Genomic DNA, 21,688 nt, shown 5'->3' with positions numbered 1-21,688 from the left:
TGCGAGGGTTGCCCGCTCGCGCCGGGGTGGTAGGCATGGGCGATGCCCCGCCTGTTCATCTTCGGCCTCGGTTACACCGCGCGTTTCATCGCTGCCCGCTTCGAACAGCGCGGCTGGGAAGTGATCTCCACCGGCAGCGAAGGCACTCTCGCCTTCGACGACGCGGGTAATGTGCGGATGGCGCTGGCCGATGCCGACCATGTGCTGTCCTCCGTCCCGCCGGGGCGTGAGGGGCGCGGCGAACCGCTCGATCCAGTGCTGGACCTTTACGGCGATTCGCTGAAAGGACGAGCGCTGTCCTATCTTTCCTCCACCGGGGTCTACGGCGACACCGGCGGCGCGTGGGTGGACGAAAGCGCGCCGATCGGCACGGGCCGACGCACCGCGCGGGCCGAGGCGGACGCGGCATGGCAAGCGCTGGGGGCACGGGTCTACCGCCTGCCCGGCATCTACGGCCCCGGCCGCTCGATCTTCGAGCGGCTGGCCGAGGGGCGCGCCCACCGTATCGACTTGCCGGGGCAGGTCTTCAGCCGCGTCCATGTCGAGGATATCGCCGCCGGGGTCCTCGCCGGGATCGCGGCGCCGGGCGGAGCGTACAACCTTGCCGACGACCTGCCCTGCGCGCAGAACCGGCTGGTGGAGGAGGCATGCCGCCTTACCGCCGCGCCGCTGCCGCCGCTGCAATCGCTGGAAGAAGCCAAACTCTCACCGATGGCGCAGGCTTTCTATGCGGAGAACCGGCGCGTCACCAACGGCAAGGCCAAGGCCGTGCTGGGCTGGCGGCCACGCTACCCCACTTACGGCGAGGGCTTGCGCGCGCTCAGGGCGACGACCAGCCCCGCCATGGCCAGCAACGCCCCCGCTCCTGCGAGTAGCGACCAGCGGTAACCCTCCAGCGCCGTAGAAAACAGCATAGCGATCACCACCACGGCAACCCCGTTGTAGGCCGCACGCCCGGCACCCAGCTGGCGGATCAGCGTGTAGTAGAGTGGGAACGTCACAACCGAACCGAAAATCGCAAGGTAGGCGGTGCCCAGCCAGTATCCGCCATCGGTCGGCAGTACCGGGGGGCCGGCAATGGCGAAGGCTAGCGCAGCGTCGCACAGCGTGCCGTACAGCATCGCCCATGCCAGCAGGCTGACCATCGGCAGGCGCTGGCCGACTTCGTTGGCCTGGATAACATTCGATACCGAAGCGCACATCATCGCGATCAGCGCGAAAACGACGCCCAGCAGGACCTTGTCGCCCAGCGGCGCCTCATGCGCTTCATGAAGCAGCAGCAGGCCGATGCCGCCGATGGCGATGGCGCTGCCCACGGCAAAGCGGGGCAGGATCGGCTGCTTGAGCATGATCCGCGCCAGCACGGTGTTGGGCACCAGCAGCAGCGCGATCATGACCGCGACGATGCCCGAAGTAAGGTACATCTCGGCGCGATAGACGAAGTTGTAGTTGCCGCAGAACTGCGTCACGCCGACGAGGAAGGCCAGCCAGTGCCCTTCTTTGCCGATCCTGAGGCTGCGGCCCATCGCGGCGGCGACGACGAACATCGCCGGGGTCGCCAGGGCAAAGCGCCAGGTCACCGACCAACTGGCCGGAACATCGCCGATCTGGCCGGTGATCACCCACCAGGTCGAGCCCCATATCAGCGCGACGAGCAGGAACGGCAGCGCCACTGCCGGCCGCAGCATCGACTGCGCCGAGGCATCCGCGTTAATGGCGTCCACGCTCATAAGGCCGCGATCGCTTTCGCCAGCAGACCGACATGCTCGGCCCGTGCGTCCCACGAAGTCACCAGCCGCGCCGCATCGGCGCCCCAGTCGTAGAAAGCGAAGCCAGCGCCGCGCAAGGTTTCGCGTTCGGCGGCGGTACAGGTCAGAAACACCTCGTTCGCCTCGACCGGATGGAGCAGGCGGCCCGGTGCGGCGGCGGCGATCTCGGCCGCAGCGGCATTGGCGGAGCGCGCATTGTCCAGCCACAGGTCGTTTTCAAGCATCGCCAGGATCTGCGCGGCCATGAAACGGCCCTTGGACTGGAGGTGCCCGGCTCGCTTGCGGCGATAGCGGATCGCCTTGGCGGCCTCGACGTCGAAGAAGACGATGGCCTCGGCGCTCATGCCGCCGTTCTTGACGAAGCCGAAACTCAGCACGTCGACGTCGCCCGCCGTCTCGGCAGCGGTGCAGCCCAGATACGCCGCCGCATTGGCGAAGCGGGCCCCGTCCATGTGCAGGCCAAGCGAGCGCGCCTTCGCGAAGGCCGCAATGGCGGCGACCTCGTCCGGGCGGTAGACGCAGCCATATTCGCTTGCCTGGGTGATCGAGATCGCGTGGGGCTGAACCTGATGAACGTCGTCTCGGATGATATCGACCACCGCCGCCAGCGTCTGCGGCGTGACCTTGGCGCTGGCGCCATCCGCCAGCAGCAGCTTGGCGCCGTGAAGGAAAAAGCCGGGCGCACCGGCCTCGTCCATCTCGATATGCGCCTCGCGGTGGCATACGGCGGCGCCATGCGGCGGAACCAGCGAGGCAAGCGCGAGGCAGTTGGCCGCCGTGCCGGTCGCCGTCCAGAGCACCGCGCACTCGCGCCCGAACAGGCTTCCGAACACGCCGTCGAGGTCTCGGCTGAGCGCGTCGTTATCGTAAGGCGCATCGGGCGCATCGGCCGCCATCATCGCCTTCCAGACGGCGGGATGCACGGCGGCGGCATTGTCGGAGGTGAACTGCATGGCCATATGCCCTGTAAGGGTGCGCGGCCTGCGTCAAGCGCCCATCAGACATGGCCCATCGAACACGACAAGGAGAACCGCCCATGGTCGGCGTTACCATCACCAAGCACGAAACCGGCTCCACCGGCGAATACCAGGCACACCTCGCCGATAGCGACCACATCGGCCGCCTGACATGGACCGCGCGCGGCGGCGTGCACTACGCCGAACATACGCTGGTGCCGCAGGAAATCGGCGGACGCGGCGTGGCGGGCAGGCTGGTGGAAGCAATGGTCGCCGATGCGCGGGAGAACGGATTCAAGATCGCGCCGGAGTGCAGCTACGTCGCCGTCGCCTTCCAGCGCCACCCGGAATGGGCGGACGTGAAGGAGTAAGCCTGAAGCCTACTCCAGCGTGTCGTCCTCGACACCCACTGCGATCTTGCCTGCTTCGACCTGCCGCAGCGTGCGCCAGGCCATCAGACCCATCACGAGGTAGGAAACCGCACCGGCAAGCGCCACGGCCCAGGCCGCGCCGCTTGGCCCGATGGGGATGAACTGCCACAGGCCGATGCCCAGTGCGACCACCGCGATCAACCGCGCCACCAGCGAGTGACGCGCCCTGCCGGTCGAGTGCAGCACTGGCTCGAAAGCGACGCTGGCAAGGTCGAAGCTGGAGGCGATGGCCAGCGGCACCAGAATGCCGGCCCCGCTTTCGAAAGCCTCACCGCCGATCATGGCCAGCAACTGCTCGCCCGCGAGTACCGCGACGGCAACCACGGCAAGGCCGGCGACACCGGCGATCATCGTCGTCTGCACTGCCAGCTTGCGGAATTCCTCGGCCTTGGAGGCGACACGCACGCGGGCGACTTCGGCATAGACCGAGCGGGTAAGCAGCGTCGAAAGCTTGCTCAGCGCCTGCGAAAGCTGCGAGGCGAGGCGGTAGAGACCGGCGGCACGGGTGCCGACCCAGCCGCCGACGATCAGCAGCGGACCATTCTTCATGGCCGCGTCAATCGACGAGCCGCCGTAAGTAATGAGGAAGAACCGCGCGACGCCGGGATTTTCCGCCAGCGCCTGGCGCCATTTGCCAAGGTTGGAAAGGCGTACCGCTTCAGGGCTGAGCCTGCGCGCCATATACCAGTAAAGTACGGCTTCGAGGATATCGACCGCCGCCCATGCCGCCAGGAACCGCCCGACCGAAGGCCCCGTCGCCCAGATGATCAGCGCCGCGACGAGCCGCCCGCTCGGCACGATCGCCTCGACATAGACGGCCATGTCGAACCGGTTGAGTGCGCGCACCACGCCGGTCGGCGCGGAAACCAACGCCCAGAGCGAAATGCAGCAGTACCAGAAAGCGACGTCGACGTACTTGGGGTTGAGATCCAGCACATGCGCGAAACCGAAGATCACGACCGCGGCGAAGACGCAGCCGATCACCGCGCCCACCGCGTCGATCATGCCGCACAGCATCGCCAGGCGGCCAAACTTGCCCCAGTCCTTGTTGTGGACATGCTCGGAACCGTAGCGGACCGCCACGCGCCAGCTCTGGAAGCCGGCGATCGAGGTGAGCGCCTGCGCAGTGCCGAAGATCAGCGCGAAGTGGCCGAAGTCCTTCAGGCCCAGCGTGCGGGTCTGGATGGCAAGGTAGGCCAGGCCGCAGATCGCGCCGAAGCCCTTGCCGCCCAGCAGCCAGGCGGTGTTCTGGAGTATCCGCCCTAGCGGAGTGGTACTCTCCTGGCGGTCGCGTTTGGCGGGCATCGGGGTGCATTTGGACGAGGGGGCTGTCACTTGCAAGGGATCACTCGTAGTTGGGGGGGAAGAACGTTTTCGGGTCAGCCCCCGCCAGAGCTTTTCCTTTCGCGCCGCAATCGCTAGATGGCGCTGCTCCCCCCTAGGCGCCCTTAAGCAGACTGAACCTGAACATGATAGAACACGCCATCCTCCTCAGCGCCGGCCAGGGCTCGCGCCTTCTGCCGCTCACTGCCGAGCGTCCCAAGTGCCTGATCGACTTCTCGGGCCGCTCGCTGATCGCATGGCAGATCGAGATGCTGGCCCGCTGCGGCGTGAAGCGTATCGACGTGGTCACCGGGTTCATGACCGACATGCTGGAGGCACACCTTGCCGCGATCCGCGATCCGCGCGTGGAAATCGCCATCCGTTTCAACCCCTTCTACAAGGTGGCGGACAATCTCGGCTCGTGCTGGATCGTGCGTGAGGCGATGCGCGGCGACTTCCTGATCCTCAACGGCGACACGCTGGTGTCAGAGGATATCGTGCGCAAGGTGCAGGAAGGTTCGCTCGGCCCCGACGGCAAGTCCTGGCCGGTGACCGTCACCGTCGACGTCAAGGCGGACGGTTACGACAGCGACGACATGAAGGTCGAGCGTGAAGAAAGCGGCCGTCTCGTTCATATTGGCAAGACCCTGACCGCCGCGCAGTCGAACGCCGAATCGATCGGTTTCCTCGCCTTCCGGGGCGAAGGTGTCGAGCTGTTCCGCGAGACGGTGCGCAAGGCCATGCGCACGCCCGAGGGCGTGCAGCACTGGTATCTCAAGGTGATCGATTCGATCGCCCCCACCGGCAAGGTCGGCACAGTCTCGATCGAGGGGCTCGACTGGGCCGAGGTGGACTTTCTCAACGACATCGAAATCGCGACAAAGCTGACCGATACCTGGGTGTAAGAGTAGGCCTAGCCTGCAAAATACCCTTTGAGCCACGCCGTCAGCGCATCGAGGGCCTCGCCCTCCAGCGTTACGGCATGGCCGAGGTCCGGCACCTTGGGCCAGCCGCAGTCGACGAATTCGCGCCCCTGCCACTCGCGCGCGCCTTCGTAGCGCGGGACGACGTGGAAATGGACCTGCGGGTCCGCCATCATCAGCATCAGATAGTTGATTTTCGCGTAGCCCACCGCACGGCCCAGCGCGGCCTCGATGGCGGCGGTGGCAATCTTCAGTTCCGCGTGGGCCTCGCCCGGCAGATCGCCGAAAGCGGTTGCCTCGCTTTTCGCGGCAAGCACCAAGGCGCCGAGCGTGGGCTGCGACGGCCTTGCCAGCACGAGCCAGTGATCGAACTCCGCTACCAGCGTGGCGGGCCAGCCGAACTTCTCGATCGTCGCGTGCATGCTCAGCCTTCCGAAAGCCAGGAGGTGATCTTACTGCCGCGTGCCCGAACGGTCCATGCCTGGACCAGCCGCACGGCATGGACGAGACACGACAGGGCCGTCCACCAGGCCACTGCGATCAGGCCGAGGTCGGGCCGCGAGAACAGCATGGCGACGAACAGGATCACCATGTTCGGATTGCGCCGCGCGGTAATCAGGCGGAACCAGCTGTCGAAGCGGGTCCACACGTGGATGTGCATCATGCCGTTCTGGCGCATGAAGGCGCCTTCGATCAGGCGCTGGACGATATAACCGCCCTGGATCGCGCCCTGCACCCACCAGAAGGTGACCGGATCATAGGCCATGCCCCAGAAGCCGAGGCCGGTTGCCCAGAACCACCACCAGAACGGCGGGTGGACGAGGTCCATGCCGTGGTCGAACACATTGCCCCAGGCAGACGACGTGATCGTGCAGCGCGCCAGCTTGCCGTCCACGGTGTCCAGCACCATAAACACGAGGCCGGTCGCCATGCCCGCCCAGTAATGGCCATAAGCGAACAGCACGGTGGCGACGACGCAGAACACTGCGCCCACGCTCGTCACCATGTTGGGGGTAATCCCCAGCTTCGCGCAGATGCGGGTGAGGACCAGAGCCCATTCGGGCCAGAGGTACTTGGTCAGCACATCGGTCACGCCCTTGTAGGCGCCGAAATAGCTGGCCCGCTCGATCGCACGTACCGTTTCGGGGACGAGCGGCATGAGGAACGGCGTCTCGCGCTTCCTGAGCTGCTTGTTCTCGACGGTCGGGCCGTCCTCGTAGGCGATCACGTCCAGACCGGAGGTATCCGCCAGCGGCGTGCCCTGCATCATGGCCTGCGCGATTCGGGCAGCCTGTCCGCCATCCGCGGCATGGGCGAGCGCCGGAATACCCCCCAAAGTGAGCACCACGCCGGGCCTGTCGGTGATGTTTCCAAACCACGCCGGGTCCCAGGCATGGGCCGCGTTGGAGAGGATCGCGGGGCCTGCAGGCACCTCGTCCAGCGAAACCAGCCCTGCCGCCCGCGCGATCCGCGCCACGCGCCTGGCCATCGTCAGACCCCAGAGCTTCACGAAATTCTCACCGATCGTAACGACCGGCATTGCCTGCTTTTCCTGCACCATGACCCCAGCCCGTAGTCGGTCGCAGGCAGGCTGGCAATTGCAGCGGGGCGAACGTGTCTGCCCGGCAACAGCTGCCATCGAACTGTAACTTTAATGTGTCAGAGCATGTTTATTGATGATTTTACGGCCGGGCGTCACTACATAGCGGCCGTGCACGGAAGCATTTACGAATTTGAGACGCTGCCGATCTTCGGTGAGCTTGGCCGCCATGGCGGCGCCCACACGGTCCGCCCCGCACGCCGTGGACGGGCGGTTCCGCTCGTCGGTATCGTGCGCAATCCACGCAGCCACCGCAACAAGGGCAAGAAGCCCGAAATGGCGGATTGCTCCAACATCCTGACGCAGACGCCCAGCACCCGCGAGGAACTGCATTACACGCTGGCGGAATTCGCCCGGCGCGGCATCGACTACCTCGTGGTCGACGGCGGCGACGGCACTGTACGCGATGTGCTGTCCTGCGGCGCCGACATTTTCGGGGACGACTGGCCGACTTTCGTGGTCCTGCCCAAGGGCAAGACCAACGCACTCGCGGTCGACCTGGGCCTGCCCAACCATTGGTCGCTGACCCAGGCGATGGCCGCCGCGCACCGGGGTGAAACCCTGGCCCGCCGACCGATGCGTCTAACCCCGGCCGACGGCAAGGGACGCGGTGTCCTCGGCTTCGTGCTGGGCACCGGCATCTTCGCACTGGCCACCGAGGCCGGGCAGGAAGCCCACCGCCGCGGCGCCTTCAACAGCTTCGCCGTGGGTCTTTCCATTCTGGCCGCCATCGTCGGCGCCCTGTTCGGCCGCGCCGGGAATATCTGGCGCGCCTGCACGCCCACCCGCATCGTCGATCGCCGCACCGGCCGCCATCTGCCTTATGACGGGCGCGGTAATCCCGGTGAGCGTTTCCTGACTTTCGCCACCACATTCGAGCGCTTCCCGCTGGGCGCGCGGCCGTTCGGACGCAATCCCGGCGCGGGCCTCAAGCTGGCAGTGATGGATTCGCCGGTGCGCTGGATCGTCGCGCTGTTGCCGGCGATCATGTTCGGCCTCCAGGGCAAGTTCCTGACCCGCAACGGCGCCAAGCGTTTCAGCGTGAACAACATCGACCTTGACATCGGCGGCGCGTTCATCCTCGACGGCGAGGCTTTCCCCGCCGGTCGCTACGTGCTGGACGAAGGCCCGCAGATCAACTTCGTGGTGCCCTGACGCAGCCCTGGGCTTGCATTGACAGCAGGCCTGCACGATGCACGCCCGAATGAGCGACGACCTCTACGGATCCGAAACCCTTGCAGACCGCACTGCGGCAGCGCTGGCCCGCGACGTGGTGCCGCAGGTGCGCGCCTTTGCCGAGCGGCTGGCCCGTGATGCGGGCGCTCTGGGCGTGCTGTTTTACGGCTCCAACTTGCGCACCGGATCGCTGGAAGGCGTACTCGATTTCTACGTGCTGCTGCCGGGGCCTCAGGTCGAACGGATCTGGCCGCGCGTCAGCTATCACGAATGGGCCCATGACGGGGTTCCCCTGCGCGCGAAAGTCGCGACTATGGCGCTGGAAACGTTCCGCGCCGCCGCCGCCGGAGAGCGGATCGACACCACGATCTGGGCCCGCTTCGTCCAGCCCAGCGCCCTTGCCTGGCAGCAGGACCAAGCCGCCGGCGCGCTCATCGCCGAGGCGGCGGGGCAGGCTTCACGCACCGCTGCACGACTCGCCGTCGCCCTCGGACCCGAGGCAGGGACGCCCGAGGATTACTGGCGCGCCTTGTTCCGCGCCACTTATGCCGCAGAATTCCGCGTCGAGAAGGCAGGCCGCGAGGATTCGATTCTCGCCGCCAACCGCGCCCACTTCGACGGACTGCTGCCGCTGGCGCTGACGGCGCAGTCGATCCGCTTCACGCGCGGCGCGGGCGGCACGATCCGCCCCGAACTCACAGAGCGCGACCGCGCCCGGACCCTGGCCTGGTGGAAGCGCCGCCAGCGGCTGGGCAAGCCCTACAACGTGCTGCGCCTGCTCAAGGCCTCGACCACGTTCGAGGGCGCCTCGCTCTACGCCGCCTGGAAGATTGAGCGCCACACCGGCGTTGCCGTCACGATAACCCCCTGGCGCGAGCGTCATCCGGTGCTGAGCGCGCCCGGCGTGCTGTGGCAGGTCTGGCGCGGCCGCAAGGCACTGGCAAATGCGGGAGATACGCGGTGAAGCCTTCTGCTCTCATCCTCGCCGGTTCCCGCCCCGGCGCGCCCGACCCGGTCGCCGAGGCCGAAGGGGTCGCGCACAAGTCGCTGGTGGAGATCGCCGGGCAGCCGATGCTCACCCATGTCGTCCACGCCCTGCGCGACGCCGGGATAGAGCGGATCGCGGTCTCGGCCAGCGACGACAAGGTGCGGGCACTCGCCCTGCTGCTCGGCTGCGAAGTGCTGGCGACCGGCACCGGGCCCAGCGCCAGCGTAGCCGTCGGCCTCGATGCGCTGGGCGCGCCGCTGCTCGTCACCACCAGCGACCATGCGCTGCTGCGCGGCGAATGGGTGCGCGATTTTCTGAATGATACACCCGAGGGCAGCGACGTCGCGATACTGCTCGCCCGGCGCGAGGCGATCGAGGCTGCCATGCCCGGCAGCAAGCGCACCTATCTGCGCTTTGCCGACGGGCAGTGGTCAGGCTGCAACCTGTTCCTGCTGGCGAGCGGCCATGCCGGGCTGGCGATCGAGACCTGGAAGATGGTCGAGGCCGACCGCAAGCGCCCCTGGCGCATCGCCGCGCGGCTGGGGCTGGGGATGCTGCTGGGCTATGCGCTGGGCCGGCTGACGCTGGCGGCAGCGATCGCGAAGCTGGGCAGGCGCATCGGCGTGAACGCCAGCCTCGTCGCGGCGCGCGACGGGCTGGCCGCGGTGGATGTCGACAAACCATCCGACCTCGCGGATGCACGGACGATTTTGACAGAGCGCCTGTCCTCCCGGCCCCGGGGAGGTGGCGGCCCGCAGGGCTGACAGAGGGGAGTCGCAGCCCCACCGGACCTCGCGTAAAGCGAAATTCCCTTTCGCCATCCTGCGGGCGGTCTCCCTCCCCGCCCGGGAAGAACTACATATACTTCATCTGAATACGGATCGACTTGACCGAGCCGCCCACCGGCACGCCAACCTTGCTGTAGCTGGGCTTGCCGAGGTTGAAGATGTTGATCGAGGGATTGTTCGACATCGCCCCGCCATCGGTGCTGATATCGGTGTCGCCATTGCCGTTGACGTCATGGCGCACCGCAACGCCGTACGTGCCCGAGGCCGGCAGCGGGACACAGAAAGACATGGTGCCCGCACGCGCCGGCACTTCGATCCGCGAAAGCCACTTGCCCTTCACCAGCCATTCGCCCGCATTCGCCCGGTAGGCCTGCACGCGCACCGTCCCCGACGAGGCCTTGATGCCGTCTACGGTGACCATCAGCCCCGGCCCCTTGTCGGCGGAGCAGCGGCTCATCTCGTTGCGAATCTCGTTGCGGTACTCGCCCTGTGCCGAAGCCGGCATGGCAAGGCCTCCCGCAGCGACGAGCGCCAGGGCTGTGGAGATTCTGAAAGGGATGGCAAACGGTGCCCCCAAACTGGTCGTGCGACTGGTCGTGGTCATTTCTCTTCCGTGTAATGAATTTGCGGCCGGGTCGGTGCCGGTGGCTCGCCCCATGCGGCGGGGCATGTCGTAAACCCGTTTCATGGGGCATAAATGCCCGAAGCGCCGTGAATGGCTACTGAATTTCCCGCTCCGCCGACTGAAAGGCCCGGCCCGCCGCAAGAGTGCAGATAGTGCCCCCTTGCCCGGCTTGACCCAATATCGCGTGTGGAAAACGGCCCCTCCCATGCTTGTCCCCCCAACATGTGGTGGCGTATTCGTGTAAAGCGAGGAGCTCCGTAACCCTGCCATGACAATACCCCTGATTTCCCCCTCGATCCTGTCCGCCGACTTCGCTCGGCTCGGCGAGGAAGTGCGCGCCATCGACGAAGCAGGAGCCGACTGGATCCACGTCGATGTGATGGACGGCCACTTCGTGCCCAACATCACGATCGGCCCCGCTGTCGTGAAGGCCCTGCGCCCGCACAGCGCGAAGGTCTTCGACGTGCACCTGATGATCTCGCCGGTCGACAGCTATCTCGAAGCTTTCGCCGATGCCGGCGCGGACTATATCACCGTCCATCCCGAGGCCGGCCCGCACATCCACCGCACTGTGCAGACGATCAGGAACCTGGGCAAAAAGGCGGGCATCTCGCTCAACCCGGCAACCCCGGCCAAGATGCTCGACTATCTGATCGACGACATCGACCTGGTGCTCATCATGAGCGTGAACCCCGGTTTCGGCGGGCAGAGCTTCATCTCCAGCCAGCTTCGCAAGATCGAGGCCGTCCGCAAGATGATCGACAAGTCCGGCCGCGATATCCGCCTGGAAGTCGACGGCGGCGTCGATGCGAAGACCGCCCCGCTATGCGTTTCGGCCGGTGCCGACGTGCTGGTGGCCGGATCGGCGACCTTCCGCGGCGGTCCGTCGCAGTACGCCGCGAATATCAAGACGCTCAAGGGCCTGGCATAAGAGTGGACACTCGCACCCCTCTTCGCCCTGCGGCAAGGAACCCGGACCCGTCCCGGGCGATTCCCATGTCGCAGGTGGCGGAGGAGGGTGCAGTGAACGGCAGAGTGGATGAACCCGAAGCCCCCGCCTTACGGCGCCCGGCGCCCATTCCTCCTGCGCACACCCCTCATGCAGAAGTGATCGAACCCGGCCATATCGAGCCGGGGCGCGCACTGGCGCTGGTCGATTTCTCGCCGCCCTCGGTGGGCATGGGCGAAAAACTGATCCGCATGGCCTACCGCATGGGTGTGCCGGGATCGATGCTCGGCGCACCGATGGGCAAAAAGGCGCGCACCCGCCTGCTTGCGACGGTGAGCAATACCCTGCCCGGCAACCGCGCCGCCGGCACCGCGATCCGCGCCGGCCATTTCATTGTCCACGGCGCCAAGACCCCGGTCGCGCAAGTCGACTATGCCGGCGCCCAGCGCGTGACCCCGCCGCTGGAAAAGGTGGTCCATTCCTTCTCCTGGCTGACCGACCTGGAATCCTGCGCCCCGCGCGAACAGGCCGCGCCGGTTGCCGAACGCATTCTCACCGCCTGGCTCCAGGCCAACCCCAAGCCGCCCGCCAAGCCCGGCAAGGGCCCGGCGTGGAGCGTTGGCAACACCGGCGCGCGAATCGCCAACTGGCTTGCCCATGCGCCGCTGATCATGTCCGGCGACAAGGCGCTGCGCGTGCGCACCCTCGCCCACATCGCCGCCACCGCGCGCTGGCTCGACCGCCATGTCACCCACGGCGAGGACGGACTGGCGGAAGTCGCCGGCTGGTGCGGTATCGTCGCGGCCGGCCTGCTGCTGCCCGATGGCCGCCCGCGCCGCCTCTACGGCGAGGCCGGGCTTATCAAGGCTCTGGGCGAGCTGATGGGCGACGACGGCGGTGTCCTGGCCCGCAGCCCGCTGGCGCAGATGGAGGCGATCGCGCTGCTGGTGCGGCTGCGCAACTGCTACCAGGCGACCCGCCGCGATGCTCCGACTTCGGTGGAGCGGGTGATCGAACTGCTGGTTCCGCCGCTTCTGGCGCTCACGCACGGCGACGGCTCGCTGGGTTCGTGGCAGGGCGGCTGGGCGGTCTCCGCCGAGGATGTCGAAGGCCTCGTCAAGGCCAGCGGCGTGCGCACCCGCCCCCTGCGCGACGTGCGCCAGTGGGGTTATCAGCGCGTGACGGCGCACAAGTCCATCCTGCAGTTCGATACTGCGCCCCCGCCGATGCCCGCCCATGCCCGCTTCGGCTGCGCTTCGACGCTGGCATTCGAAATGTCGCACGGTCCGCACCGCCTGATCGTCAACTGCGGCGGCGCGGCCAGCGGCGGCGGTCTTGTGCCCGTCCGCCTCGAACAGGGCCTGCGGGCAACGGCAGCGCATTCGACGCTGACGCTCGACGATGCCAATTCCACCGCGATCCTGATCGGCGGCATGATCGGCTCGGGCGTCACCGAAGTCGCGCTCGACCGCAAGACCCTCGCGCAGGAAAAGGGTTCTACCGCGACCCGGCTCGAGGCCAGCCATAATGGCTATGCCGCGCGCTACGGCCTCACCCACCAACGCATCCTGCTGCTGCGCGACGACGGCAGCGAACTGCGCGGTGAAGACTTGCTGCTGCCCTCCGGCCGCAAGGGCAAGCGCGGCATGGTGAGCTTCGCGATCCGCTTCCACCTCGGCCCCGAAGTCGACGTGAACCTCACCGCCGACGGACAGGGCGCAGGCCTCTCGCTGCCCGACGGCAGCTACTGGCAGTTCCGCTCGGGCGCCAATACCGAAGGCGGCGAAGTCACAGTCGAGGATTCGCTGTGGGTCGACGGGCAAGGGCGTCCTCAAGCGACGCAGCAGCTCGTCATCCAGGGCATGGTCTCACGCGGCGGCGGCACGTTTGGCTGGGTGCTCAAGAAGATGAACTAAGCCGCGGCGGGCGCCAGGCCCGCCGTATCGGACAAAGCACCCCGGCGCACTTGCCCCTCTTCCCCCGCCGCCCTAAAGGCCCGCGCAAAGAACCTGCCGCAAGGAAGCCGTCCGATGACCGATACAGTCCAGATCCGCCGTGCCCTGCTATCCGTCTCCGACAAGACGGGGCTTGCCGAACTGGGCCAGGTTCTCAGCGCGCGCGGAGTGGAACTGGTCTCCACCGGCGGCACCGCCAAGGCGCTGCGCGAAGCCGGCCTGACGGTGAAGGACATCTCCGAGATCACCGGCTTCCCCGAGATGATGGACGGCCGCGTCAAGACGCTGCACCCGATGGTCCACGGCGGCCTGCTGGCCGTGCGCGACAATGCCGAACATGCCGCCGCCATGGCCGAGCATGCGATCGGCGCCATCGACCTCGTCGTCGTCAACCTCTACCCCTTCGAGGCGACCGTGGCCAAGGGCGCAGACCGGGACGAGGTGATCGAGAACATCGACATCGGCGGCCCTTCGATGGTGCGCTCGGCGGCCAAGAACCACGCCTTCGTCGCCATCGTCACCGACCCCAAGGACTACGCCGGCCTCATCGCCGAACTGGACGCGACCGACGGCGGCACCACCCTGCCCTTCCGCAAGCTGCTGGCCGCGCGCGCCTTCGCGCAGACCGCCGCTTACGATTCGATGATCGCACAGTGGTTCGCGTTCAGCGATCAGGGCGTCGAGTTCCCCGAGATGCTCAGCGTCAACGGCCGCCTTGCCACCACGCTGCGCTACGGTGAGAACCCGCACCAGAAGGCCGCGCTCTATACGCCGGTCGGCCCGTTCACCAAGGGCCTGGCCCAGGCCGAGCAGGTGCAGGGCAAGGAACTGTCCTACAACAACTACAACGACGCCGACGCCGCCTTCGAACTCGCCGCCGAGTTCAAGGGCCAGAAGCCGGCCGTCATCATCGTCAAGCACGCCAACCCCTGCGGCGTGGCCCAGGGTGATAGCCTGCTCGAAGCCTGGCAGGGTGCGCTCGCCTGTGACGACGTCTCGGCCTTCGGCGGCATCGTCGCGGTGAACACGCTGCTCGATGGGCCCACTGCCGAGGCGATCTGCCAGATCTTCACCGAAGTCGTCGTCGCCCCCGATGCCGATGAGGAAGCCCGCGCCTTCTTCGCCAAAAAGAAGAACCTGCGCCTGCTGCTGACCGGCGAACTGCCCGATCCGCGCCGCGCCGGTCTGACCGTCAAGCCGATCACCGGCGGCCTGCTGGTACAGGGCCGCGATGCCGGCGCGATCGGTTTCGATGACCTCAAGGTGGTGACCAAGCGCGCCCCGACCGACCGCGAACTGGCCGATTGCCTGTTCGCCTGGACCGTGGCGCGCCATGTGAAGTCCAACGCCATCGTCTATGCAAAGGACGGCGTCACCGCCGGCATCGGCGCAGGCCAGATGAACCGCCGCGACAGCTCGCGCATCGCCGCGATGAAGGCTGCTGAAGCGGCCGAGAAGTTCGGCTGGGACGCCTCGCGCACGGTCGGGTCCGCGGTCGCATCGGACGCCTTCTTCCCGTTCGCCGATGGCCTGCTTGCTGCGGCAGAGGCTGGCGCCACCGCCGTCATCCAGCCGGGCGGCTCAATCCGCGACGACGAAGTGATCGCCGCCGCTAATGAAGCTGGCCTGGCGATGGTCTTCACCGGAATGCGCCATTTCAAGCACTAAGGCGCTCGTCCCCTTGACTACCCCCCTTCGTCATTGCGAGCATGGAGGCCCATGCCCCATGCCCTCCGCAATGACGCGGCGGGCGGGACCGGCCGCACTCTAGCGGCTCGCGGCGCCAAGGCCCCGCGCGACAAGGAGACTGACGACCATGTGGGTGATCTGGTTCGGCCCCATGGTTGTGGTCTGTTTTCTGGCCGGCATGACGATCGCCGCCGTCCTCCTGCGGCTGGGCAAGCTGCAGTCGCCGCGCAGTGCACTTGCCGCCGTCGCCCTGCCCTTCGGATGCGGCGCGCTGCCGGTGCTGGCGCTGGCGCTGTTTTCCCTCGCCGCGTCGATCTTCGGGCCGGATAGCCTGGCGCTCTATGCCGAACTGTTCGGCCCCGATCCCTCGGCCGTTTCCTCGCCGGGCCGGATGTTGTCCGATGCCTTCGGCGCCGGTCCGACTCGCGAAATCCTCCTGCGGATCGACCCCACCCCCGCCGAGCGCGCACGGCTGATGACTCTGCCCGGCCTGACCCACTCGGATATGACCCCCGAGGACTTTGCCCAGCGCGGCGCCCAGCGCGGCCTCGGCAACTGGTGGATGCGGCCCGCCTCGCCCGGCACCATCAATCGCGAGCCGGGGACCGACTGTCTTTCTCCGGTGATTTACCAAGCGGATGGTTTCAACGGCTGGCGCGAGCTGCGATTGGCCCTGTGCACCCCCGAGCGCGGGGATGCCTTTTCGATGTTTGTGGCAGCTTACGGGCGATAACCGCTAAAGTTGCCTGAATTCGTCGCCCCCGGCGAACCGTTCGTCGCAAAAACAGCGTATGATGCATTTTGTTCACTGGACGGCAAGGGGTTTCGCGCCATGTGGGCCGCACGCCATTTCCGACCGGCCTTTTGAGCCAGTCACCCAGCAACACCGAAAGCCGATTACGTCATGGGACTCTTCAAGGCCGACTTCTACCGCTTCTTCGCATTCGGCTTTGCCGGCGGGGCTCTGCTGGTGCTCGGCGTGATGGGTATCGGCAGCCATTCGTCCTTCGCCGACGACTTCGCGCCCGCCGCCCAGGCCGCCGAAACGCGCTGATTGCATAGGGCCGCCGCTGCCCCCATATGGGCAGCATGTCCGCGCATCACCACCACCACGAACATTCCGGCGAAAGCCTCGTCAACGAGGCCCGCACCGCTCTTGTCGAAGCCGGCGAACAGTGGACAGAGATGCGCGCCGACGTGTTCTCGGCACTGGCGCAGGTCGAGCGCCCCGCCTCCGCCTACGACCTTGCCGAAAACGTTTCGGCCCTGCGCGGTAAGCGAGTCGCGCCCAACAGCGTCTATCGCATCCTCGATCTTTTCGTGCGCACCAACCTCGCCCGCCGCGTGGAAAGCGCCAATGCCTATGTCGCCAACAGCCACCCCGGCTGCCAGCACGACTGCATCTTCCTCATCTGCGACAGCTGCGGGCAGGCCGTCCACATCGACGATGACAAGCTTACCGGCGCGCTGGTTGCGGCTGCGCGCGCCAACGGCTTTGCCGACGTGCGCCCCGTCGTGGAGCTGCGCGGCACCTGTGCGGGCTGCAGCTGAAGTCGCTGCGGCGCATTCCTACCGGCACTGACAGTTGAAATCGGCAATCGCCGCATCGGCGCTGTTATGTATTGGCCGCGCGTCAATCGACATCAAAGTCACAAGCGTGTAAGGGCCGGAAGATGAACGCCAACCCGGCCACTCCCCTGCTCGATACGGTTTCGACCCCCGAAGACCTCCGCAAGCTCAAGCCGGCCCAATTGCGCCAGCTTGCCGACGAGTTGCGCACCGAAATGATCTCTGCCGTCGGGCAGACCGGGGGCCACCTCGGCTCCGGTCTCGGCGTAGTGGAACTGACTACCGCGATTCACTATGTGTTCGATACGCCTGCCGACCGCCTCATCTGGGACGTCGGCCATCAGGCCTATCCGCACAAGATTCTCACCGGTAGGCGCGACCGGATCCGCACCCTGCGTCAGGGCGGCGGCCTCTCCGGCTTTACCAAGCGCAGCGAGAGCGAATACGATCCGTTCGGCACGGCCCACAGTTCCACCTCGATCTCGGCCGCGCTGGGCTTTGCCATGGCGAACAAGATCAAGGGCCAGCCGGGACGCGGCATCGCCGTGATCGGCGACGGCGCGATGAGCGCGGGCATGGCCTACGAGGCGATGAACAACGCGCGGGACGCAGGCAACCGCCTGATCGTCATCCTCAACGACAACGACATGTCGATCGCGCCCCCGGTGGGCGGCCTGTCGGCATATCTGGCGCGGCTCGTCTCCTCCGGTCGGTTCCTGGGCCTGCGCGAACTGGCGCGCAAGTTCGCCCGCCGCCTGCCGCGCCCGCTGCACGTCGCCGCCAAGAAGACCGACGAATTCGCCCGCGGAATGGCCATGGGCGGCACTCTGTTCGAGGAACTGGGCTTCTATTACGTCGGCCCGATCGACGGCCATGACCTCGACGCGCTGGTGCCGGTACTGGAAAACGTGCGCGATGCGGGCGAAGGCCCGATCCTCGTCCACGTCGTGACCCAGAAGGGCAAGGGCTACGCCCCGGCCGAAGAAGCTGCCGACAAGTACCACGGCGTCCAGAAATTCAACGTCTTCACCGGAGAGCAGGCCAAAGCCCCTGCGGGCCCGCCCAGCTATACTGGCGTCTTTGCCAAGGCCCTGACCGCCGAAGCCGAAGCCGATCCCACGATCTGCGCGATCACTGCCGCGATGCCGTCCGGCACCGGGCTCGACAAGTTCGCCGCGCAGTTCCCCGAACGCAGCTTCGATGTCGGCATTGCCGAACAGCACGCCGTTACCTTTGCCGCCGGCCTTGCCGCGCAGGGGATGCGCCCGTTCTGTGCGATCTACTCCACCTTCCTGCAGCGCGCCTTCGACCAGGTCGTCCATGATGTGGCGATCCAGAACCTGCCGGTGCGCTTCGCCATCGACCGCGCCGGCCTCGTCGGCGCAGACGGCGCCACCCACGCCGGCTCGTTCGACGTGACGTACCTCGCCACCCTGCCCAACATGGTAGTCATGGCCGCCGCAGACGAGGTGGAACTGGTCCACATGGTCCACACCGCCGCGCAGTACGACGCGGGGCCCATCGCCTTCCGCTACCCGCGCGGCAACGGCATCGGCCTCGATCTGCCGGAAACCCCGCTGGCGCTGGAAATCGGCAAGGGCCGGGTCGTGCGCGAAGGCAGCAAGGTTGCGATCCTGTCGCTCGGCACACGGCTGGGCGAAGCGCTCAAGGCTGCCGACCAGCTCGACGCGCGCGGCCTGTCCACCACCGTAGCCGACCTGCGCTTCGTAAAGCCGCTCGACACCGACCTGATCCGCCGCTTGATGCTCACCCACGAAGTTATCGTGACCGTGGAAGAAGGCTCGATCGGCGGCCTCGGCGCCCACGTCCTGACCATGGCGAGCGACGAGGGCCTCACCGACGCCGGCCTCAAGATTCGCACCATGCGCCTGCCCGACGTGTTCCAGGACCACGACAAGCCCGAGGCTCAGTACGACGAAGCCGGCCTCAACGGCCCGCAAATCGTCGATACGGTGCTGAAAGCGCTGCGTCACAACAGCGCAGGCGTGAACGAGGCGCGGGCTTAAGGCAAAGGTCCGGGGCCATCGCGCCAGACCCCTTGCCTTTTGCTACCCCGCATTGGTGACCATGTAACGCCAAAGGCCGAGCCGGAATCCTCGCCGCTGGCCGGCCATTCGCAAACAAGGGAATAGGCGCCCCCATCCTCCACCTCTGAGGAGGGGAAGGATGGAAGCACCCTCGACTGCGTAAACGCCCCCGCTTCAGGGAGGGGTTACCAGTCGTAGGCCTTGGGCAGGTACGTCTCGTCCAGATCCTTGTAGCGCGCGCGCAGGCGGCTCTGGTGATTGTCCAGCGGCTGCTTCACCCCGTCGATCCAAACCTCGACCGGCGCGGAGGACAGCTCCAGTGGATCGCCGTCCCACAGCACGACATCGCCCACCGCGCCGGGGGCCAATACGCCCAGCTTGCCGCCGAAACCGCTGATCTCGGCCGGGACCGAAGTGATCGCGGCAAAGGCCTCGCCCCAGCTCAGGCCGGTGGCACCGGGCATCTTCGTCAGGGCGACGAGGTTGCCGGCCTGCTGCGGGGCATAGCGCGGCTGGTCCATGCCCGCGAACATGCCGATGGCAACCTTCACGCCCGCCTTTTTCATCCGGCCGACGTTCGACATGGTGGCCGCCAGCGTCTCGAACGTTGCGGGCAGATCGCGCATGGGCATGGTGATGACCGGCACCCTGGCAGCTGCGATATCCGCCGCAACGAGCCAGCCCTCGGTCGCCCCGACGAGCACGAGGTCAAGCTTGGGAAACTCAGCTCTAAGGGCAAGGACGCTGCGGATATCGGCCGCCCGCTCGACGCCGACATAAAGGGGCTGGCTGCCGTCGATCACTTTCGCCAGCGCCAGTGCGTCAGCGCGGGTGAGCAGTACATCGCCCTGCCGCTGGGCACCGGGCGTCAGCGCCGCCGCCTCACGCGCCTCGCGCAGGGCGTTGCGCAGCGCGGTATGCGCGGCGACACGGCTGCCGCCGGCAAGGCGCGCTCCGGCCTCGCCCAGTTCGACGTACTGGAACGCGCGCGGGCGCATCACGATCGCCGCATCCGCGCCCAGATCGATCACCGCGCCCTGCCCGGCGAAGATCGAGCCGCCGTTGAACGCGGCCACACTGGCGCGCGTCACCCCGCCTTCACGGCTGACGGCAATGTGCTGGCTCGACGGATTGAGAGCGACAGCCACGTCGAGCGCCGCATTGAACGGCGACTTTTCGGCAGACATGTCGTTGCTGTCGGTGACCGCCTCGACATCCCACAGCCCAAGATCGGTGACGGCGGAGAACAAGCCGGGCGTCACCCATTTTCCGGTGCCGTCAACGGTCTGGACACCGGCGGGCACGGCCACGCCTGCTCCGGCGGCAACTACCTTGCCCGCCCGCACGATAACGGAGCCATGCTCGATAGGAGCGCCGCCGTCGCCTGTCGCGAGGGTGGCATTGGTGACGGCGAAGTCCTGCGCGAAAACAGGAAGCGGAGCGGCCGCGAGCAAAGCGGCAATGAACAGACGGGACTTCACTTCACGTCTCCTTCACCGGGCTGGCCGAGTTCGAAATCGCTCACCGGCTTTCGCTTGGGATCGCCCGCGTCGTACATCATCGCACCGTCCACCCAGACCTTCTCGGGACGCGAATAGACGGACAGCGGGTTACCGTTCCACAGCACCACGTCGGCCATCTTGCCGGCTTCCAGGCTGCCCGTCTTCGCGCCGATGCCCATGGCCTTGGCGGCGTTGTAGGTGAACCAGCCGACGACCTGCGCATCGGGAATATCGACGCCGATGCGCCTGCCCGATGCCTGTGCGCGGGCGGCGGCCTGGTTCAGGCGCTGAATGCCGTTCTCGTCGTCGGAGTGAATGACCACGCAGGCGCCCTGCTTGGCGAGCAGCGCGGCGTTTTCGGGGATGCCGTCGTAGGCTTCCATCTTGAAGCCGTACCAGTCGGCCCAGATCGCGGCGCAGACGTCGTTGGCTTTCAGCAGGTCGCCTATCTTGTAGGCTTCGACTGCGTGATGGAAGGCGGTAACCTTGTAGCCCATCTCCTTGGCCATATCGAGGACCTGCGCCATCTCGTCCGCCCGGTAGCAGTGGTTCTGGACAAGAATCTCGCCTTTGAGCACGCCTTCGAGAGTGTCCTTGCCGAGGTCTCGTTCGGCATGATCGCCGTCCATGTACTGCTTGGCATCGATCCACGCCTGGCGATTGACCGAGAAGTTGCCCATGCGGGTGGAGGGCTTTTGTCCCTTGGCCCCATAGACCCGCTTGGGGTTTTCACCGCAGGCCATCTTCAGCGAATAGGGAGCGCCGGGGAACTTCATTCCCTGCACGGTGCGGCTGGGCACGTTCTTGAGCGTAACCGCGCGGCCGCCCATCAGGTTCGCCGAGCCGGGCAGGATCTGCAGCGAAGTGACTCCGCCGTTGACCAGCGCGCGGCTGAAGCCGGGGTCCTGCGGCCATACCGAATGCTCGGCCCAGACGTCGGGCGTGGTGGGCGAGCTCATCTCGTTGCCGTCGGAATTCGCATCGACACCGGGGCTGGGATAAACGCCGAGGTGCGAGTGGATGTCGATCACGCCCGGGGTGACGAACTTGCCCGCCCCGTCGACACGGTCATAGCCTGCCGGGATCGCAAGCTCGGGGCCGCCCACGGCGACCACCTTGCCGTTCTCGAACAGCACGGTGCCGTTCTCGATCCGGCCGCCGCGCCCGTCATAGACGATGGCGCCGACAAGGGCGGTGGGCCGCCCGGGATAGGCCTTGTAGGTGGACGCGTAAGGCGTCTCGGCCTTGGCGCCCTTGTCCTTCTTCTTCGCGTCGGCAGCCTGCCCGGCGAGCGTGAGCGCAGCGCCAAGCGCCAGCAGCGAAGTCCAGCGCCGCATCGCGGTCGATACCCTCATGACGGTTCCCCTGTTGTCGGCCCCTGTTCCGGGGCCGTCGCC

21 protein-coding genes are annotated in these 21,688 nt (G+C 66.9%); 13 read left to right on the top strand and 8 right to left on the bottom strand.

The annotated features are described in order from the left end of the window. Nucleotides 1-42 precede the first annotated feature (42 nt). Nucleotides 43-888 (top strand): SDR family NAD(P)-dependent oxidoreductase, encoded by an 846-nt coding sequence (locus GVL61_RS14025; RefSeq protein ID WP_159981073.1) that lies wholly within the window; start codon nucleotides 43-45, stop codon nucleotides 886-888. Here the strand turns inward: GVL61_RS14025 and GVL61_RS14020 are convergent. Both GVL61_RS14020 and GVL61_RS14015 read right to left on the bottom strand, forming a co-directional pair. Continuing rightward, on the bottom strand, nucleotides 798-1,688 hold the full coding sequence (locus GVL61_RS14020) for a DMT family transporter (protein WP_200844726.1): 891 nt from the start codon (nucleotides 1,686-1,688) through the stop codon (nucleotides 798-800). The genes GVL61_RS14025 and GVL61_RS14020 overlap by 91 nt on opposite strands. A 38-nt stretch (nucleotides 1,689-1,726) precedes the next feature. Continuing rightward, nucleotides 1,727-2,722 carry a low specificity L-threonine aldolase gene (locus GVL61_RS14015; protein ID WP_159981068.1) on the bottom strand — a complete coding sequence of 332 codons (996 nt, stop codon included), beginning with the start codon at nucleotides 2,720-2,722 and terminating at the stop codon, nucleotides 1,727-1,729. Nucleotides 2,723-2,805: 83 nt separating this feature from the next. Here GVL61_RS14015 and GVL61_RS14010 point away from each other — a divergent pair, with 83 nt between their 5' ends. Further along, nucleotides 2,806-3,096: a GNAT family N-acetyltransferase gene (locus GVL61_RS14010; RefSeq protein WP_159981065.1), complete on the top strand. Its 291-nt coding sequence runs from the start codon at nucleotides 2,806-2,808 to the stop codon at nucleotides 3,094-3,096. Nucleotides 3,097-3,105: 9 nt separating this feature from the next. On the opposite strand, the gene GVL61_RS14005 is transcribed toward GVL61_RS14010, so the two are convergent. Then, nucleotides 3,106-4,461, bottom strand: coding sequence for a lipopolysaccharide biosynthesis protein (locus GVL61_RS14005; protein WP_159981063.1), 1,356 nt, complete (start codon nucleotides 4,459-4,461; stop codon nucleotides 3,106-3,108). A 164-nt stretch (nucleotides 4,462-4,625) separates the two neighbouring features. On the opposite strand from GVL61_RS14005, the gene GVL61_RS14000 reads away from it, so the two are divergent. Further along, nucleotides 4,626-5,384, top strand: a complete 759-nt coding sequence (locus tag GVL61_RS14000) for a sugar phosphate nucleotidyltransferase (protein ID WP_159981060.1) — start codon at nucleotides 4,626-4,628, stop codon at nucleotides 5,382-5,384. Nucleotides 5,385-5,392: 8 nt separating this feature from the next. On the opposite strand, the gene GVL61_RS13995 is transcribed toward GVL61_RS14000, so the two are convergent. Together GVL61_RS13995 and GVL61_RS13990 are read right to left on the bottom strand one after the other, a co-directional pair. Beyond that, on the bottom strand, nucleotides 5,393-5,824 hold the full coding sequence (locus GVL61_RS13995; protein ID WP_159981057.1) for an HIT family protein: 432 nt from the start codon (nucleotides 5,822-5,824) through the stop codon (nucleotides 5,393-5,395). Nucleotides 5,825-5,826: 2 nt separating this feature from the next. Continuing rightward, nucleotides 5,827-6,963 carry a CDP-alcohol phosphatidyltransferase family protein gene (locus GVL61_RS13990; RefSeq protein WP_159981055.1) on the bottom strand — a complete coding sequence of 379 codons (1,137 nt, stop codon included), beginning with the start codon at nucleotides 6,961-6,963 and terminating at the stop codon, nucleotides 5,827-5,829. A 105-nt stretch (nucleotides 6,964-7,068) separates the two neighbouring features. On the opposite strand from GVL61_RS13990, the gene GVL61_RS13985 reads away from it, so the two are divergent. From GVL61_RS13985 to GVL61_RS13975, 3 genes are read left to right on the top strand one after another with little or no spacing between them, the layout of a single operon-like run. Beyond that, a complete protein-coding gene (locus tag GVL61_RS13985; protein ID WP_235037694.1) occupies nucleotides 7,069-8,157 on the top strand; it encodes a diacylglycerol kinase family protein in 1,089 nt (362 codons plus the stop codon). Between the two features lie 49 nt (nucleotides 8,158-8,206). Next, entirely contained in the window at nucleotides 8,207-9,142 is a 936-nt protein-coding gene (locus GVL61_RS13980) for a hypothetical protein (protein ID WP_159981052.1), read from the top strand. Further along, the gene (locus GVL61_RS13975) at nucleotides 9,139-9,930 is read left to right on the top strand and encodes a nucleotidyltransferase family protein (protein ID WP_159981049.1); all 792 of its coding nucleotides are present in this window, start codon (nucleotides 9,139-9,141) and stop codon (nucleotides 9,928-9,930) included. Before GVL61_RS13980 ends, GVL61_RS13975 begins: the two co-directional genes overlap by 4 nt. 91 nt (nucleotides 9,931-10,021) lie before the next feature. Here GVL61_RS13975 and GVL61_RS13970 read toward each other — a convergent pair whose 3' ends face one another. Beyond that, nucleotides 10,022-10,558 carry a DUF2141 domain-containing protein gene (locus tag GVL61_RS13970; protein ID WP_159981047.1) on the bottom strand — a complete coding sequence of 179 codons (537 nt, stop codon included), beginning with the start codon at nucleotides 10,556-10,558 and terminating at the stop codon, nucleotides 10,022-10,024. Nucleotides 10,559-10,847: 289 nt separating this feature from the next. Here GVL61_RS13970 and rpe point away from each other — a divergent pair, with 289 nt between their 5' ends. The 7 genes from rpe to dxs all read left to right on the top strand — a co-directional run bounded on the left by rpe (nucleotide 10,848) and on the right by dxs (nucleotide 18,768). Beyond that, nucleotides 10,848-11,510: a ribulose-phosphate 3-epimerase gene (gene rpe, locus GVL61_RS13965; protein WP_159981045.1), complete on the top strand. Its 663-nt coding sequence runs from the start codon at nucleotides 10,848-10,850 to the stop codon at nucleotides 11,508-11,510. Between the two features lie 65 nt (nucleotides 11,511-11,575). Then, a complete protein-coding gene (locus tag GVL61_RS13960; RefSeq protein ID WP_159981043.1) occupies nucleotides 11,576-13,444 on the top strand; it encodes a heparinase II/III family protein in 1,869 nt (622 codons plus the stop codon). Nucleotides 13,445-13,558: 114 nt separating this feature from the next. Further along, nucleotides 13,559-15,151 (top strand): bifunctional phosphoribosylaminoimidazolecarboxamide formyltransferase/IMP cyclohydrolase, encoded by a 1,593-nt coding sequence (gene purH, locus GVL61_RS13955; RefSeq protein WP_159981041.1) that lies wholly within the window; start codon nucleotides 13,559-13,561, stop codon nucleotides 15,149-15,151. Nucleotides 15,152-15,299: 148 nt separating this feature from the next. Next, complete coding sequence (locus tag GVL61_RS13950) at nucleotides 15,300-15,905, top strand: hypothetical protein (RefSeq protein ID WP_159981039.1); 606 nt, start codon at nucleotides 15,300-15,302, stop codon at nucleotides 15,903-15,905. A 171-nt stretch (nucleotides 15,906-16,076) separates the two neighbouring features. After that, complete coding sequence (locus GVL61_RS24780) at nucleotides 16,077-16,226, top strand: hypothetical protein (RefSeq protein ID WP_200844718.1); 150 nt, start codon at nucleotides 16,077-16,079, stop codon at nucleotides 16,224-16,226. 35 nt (nucleotides 16,227-16,261) lie between these two features. Continuing rightward, the gene (locus tag GVL61_RS13945) at nucleotides 16,262-16,723 is read left to right on the top strand and encodes a Fur family transcriptional regulator (RefSeq protein WP_200844717.1); all 462 of its coding nucleotides are present in this window, start codon (nucleotides 16,262-16,264) and stop codon (nucleotides 16,721-16,723) included. A gap of 122 nt (nucleotides 16,724-16,845) precedes the next feature. After that, complete coding sequence (gene dxs / locus GVL61_RS13940) at nucleotides 16,846-18,768, top strand: 1-deoxy-D-xylulose-5-phosphate synthase (RefSeq protein ID WP_159981035.1); 1,923 nt, start codon at nucleotides 16,846-16,848, stop codon at nucleotides 18,766-18,768. 206 nt (nucleotides 18,769-18,974) lie between these two features. Here the strand turns inward: dxs and GVL61_RS13935 are convergent, their stop codons facing one another. Continuing rightward, entirely contained in the window at nucleotides 18,975-20,270 is a 1,296-nt protein-coding gene (locus GVL61_RS13935) for an amidohydrolase family protein (protein WP_159981033.1), read from the bottom strand. Continuing rightward, a complete protein-coding gene (locus GVL61_RS13930) occupies nucleotides 20,267-21,646 on the bottom strand; it encodes an amidohydrolase (RefSeq protein WP_159981031.1) in 1,380 nt (459 codons plus the stop codon). Before GVL61_RS13930 ends, GVL61_RS13935 begins: the two co-directional genes overlap by 4 nt. Nucleotides 21,647-21,688: the final 42 nt, after the last annotated feature.

Source organism: Novosphingobium sp. 18050 (assembly GCF_902706195.1).
Lineage (GTDB): Bacteria > Pseudomonadota > Alphaproteobacteria > Sphingomonadales > Sphingomonadaceae > Novosphingobium.
Note: the sequence above shows the minus strand (reverse complement) of the source record. Positions and strands in the feature narration are given on the sequence as shown.

Bases quoted from the DNA above. Each gene is read 5' to 3' on its own strand.
- GVL61_RS14025 (WP_159981073.1), top strand. From the start codon at position 43: ATGCCCCGCCTGTTCATCTTCGGCCTCGGTTACACCGCGCGTTTCATC.
- GVL61_RS14020 (WP_200844726.1), bottom strand. From the start codon at position 1,688: ATGCTGCGGCCGGCAGTGGCGCTGCCGTTCCTGCTCGTCGCGCTGATA.
- GVL61_RS14015 (WP_159981068.1), bottom strand. From the start codon at position 2,722: ATGCAGTTCACCTCCGACAATGCCGCCGCCGTGCATCCCGCCGTCTGG.
- GVL61_RS14010 (WP_159981065.1), top strand. From the start codon at position 2,806: ATGGTCGGCGTTACCATCACCAAGCACGAAACCGGCTCCACCGGCGAA.
- GVL61_RS14005 (WP_159981063.1), bottom strand. From the start codon at position 4,461: ATGCCCGCCAAACGCGACCGCCAGGAGAGTACCACTCCGCTAGGGCGG.
- GVL61_RS14000 (WP_159981060.1), top strand. From the start codon at position 4,626: ATGATAGAACACGCCATCCTCCTCAGCGCCGGCCAGGGCTCGCGCCTT.
- GVL61_RS13995 (WP_159981057.1), bottom strand. From the start codon at position 5,824: ATGCACGCGACGATCGAGAAGTTCGGCTGGCCCGCCACGCTGGTAGCG.
- GVL61_RS13990 (WP_159981055.1), bottom strand. From the start codon at position 6,963: ATGGTGCAGGAAAAGCAGGCAATGCCGGTCGTTACGATCGGTGAGAAT.
- GVL61_RS13985 (WP_235037694.1), top strand. From the start codon at position 7,069: ATGTTTATTGATGATTTTACGGCCGGGCGTCACTACATAGCGGCCGTG.
- GVL61_RS13980 (WP_159981052.1), top strand. From the start codon at position 8,207: ATGAGCGACGACCTCTACGGATCCGAAACCCTTGCAGACCGCACTGCG.
- GVL61_RS13970 (WP_159981047.1), bottom strand. From the start codon at position 10,558: ATGACCACGACCAGTCGCACGACCAGTTTGGGGGCACCGTTTGCCATC.
- rpe (WP_159981045.1), top strand. From the start codon at position 10,848: ATGACAATACCCCTGATTTCCCCCTCGATCCTGTCCGCCGACTTCGCT.
- GVL61_RS13960 (WP_159981043.1), top strand. From the start codon at position 11,576: ATGTCGCAGGTGGCGGAGGAGGGTGCAGTGAACGGCAGAGTGGATGAA.
- purH (WP_159981041.1), top strand. From the start codon at position 13,559: ATGACCGATACAGTCCAGATCCGCCGTGCCCTGCTATCCGTCTCCGAC.
- GVL61_RS13950 (WP_159981039.1), top strand. From the start codon at position 15,300: ATGTGGGTGATCTGGTTCGGCCCCATGGTTGTGGTCTGTTTTCTGGCC.
- GVL61_RS24780 (WP_200844718.1), top strand. From the start codon at position 16,077: ATGGGACTCTTCAAGGCCGACTTCTACCGCTTCTTCGCATTCGGCTTT.
- GVL61_RS13945 (WP_200844717.1), top strand. From the start codon at position 16,262: ATGTCCGCGCATCACCACCACCACGAACATTCCGGCGAAAGCCTCGTC.
- dxs (WP_159981035.1), top strand. From the start codon at position 16,846: ATGAACGCCAACCCGGCCACTCCCCTGCTCGATACGGTTTCGACCCCC.
- GVL61_RS13930 (WP_159981031.1), bottom strand. From the start codon at position 21,646: ATGAGGGTATCGACCGCGATGCGGCGCTGGACTTCGCTGCTGGCGCTT.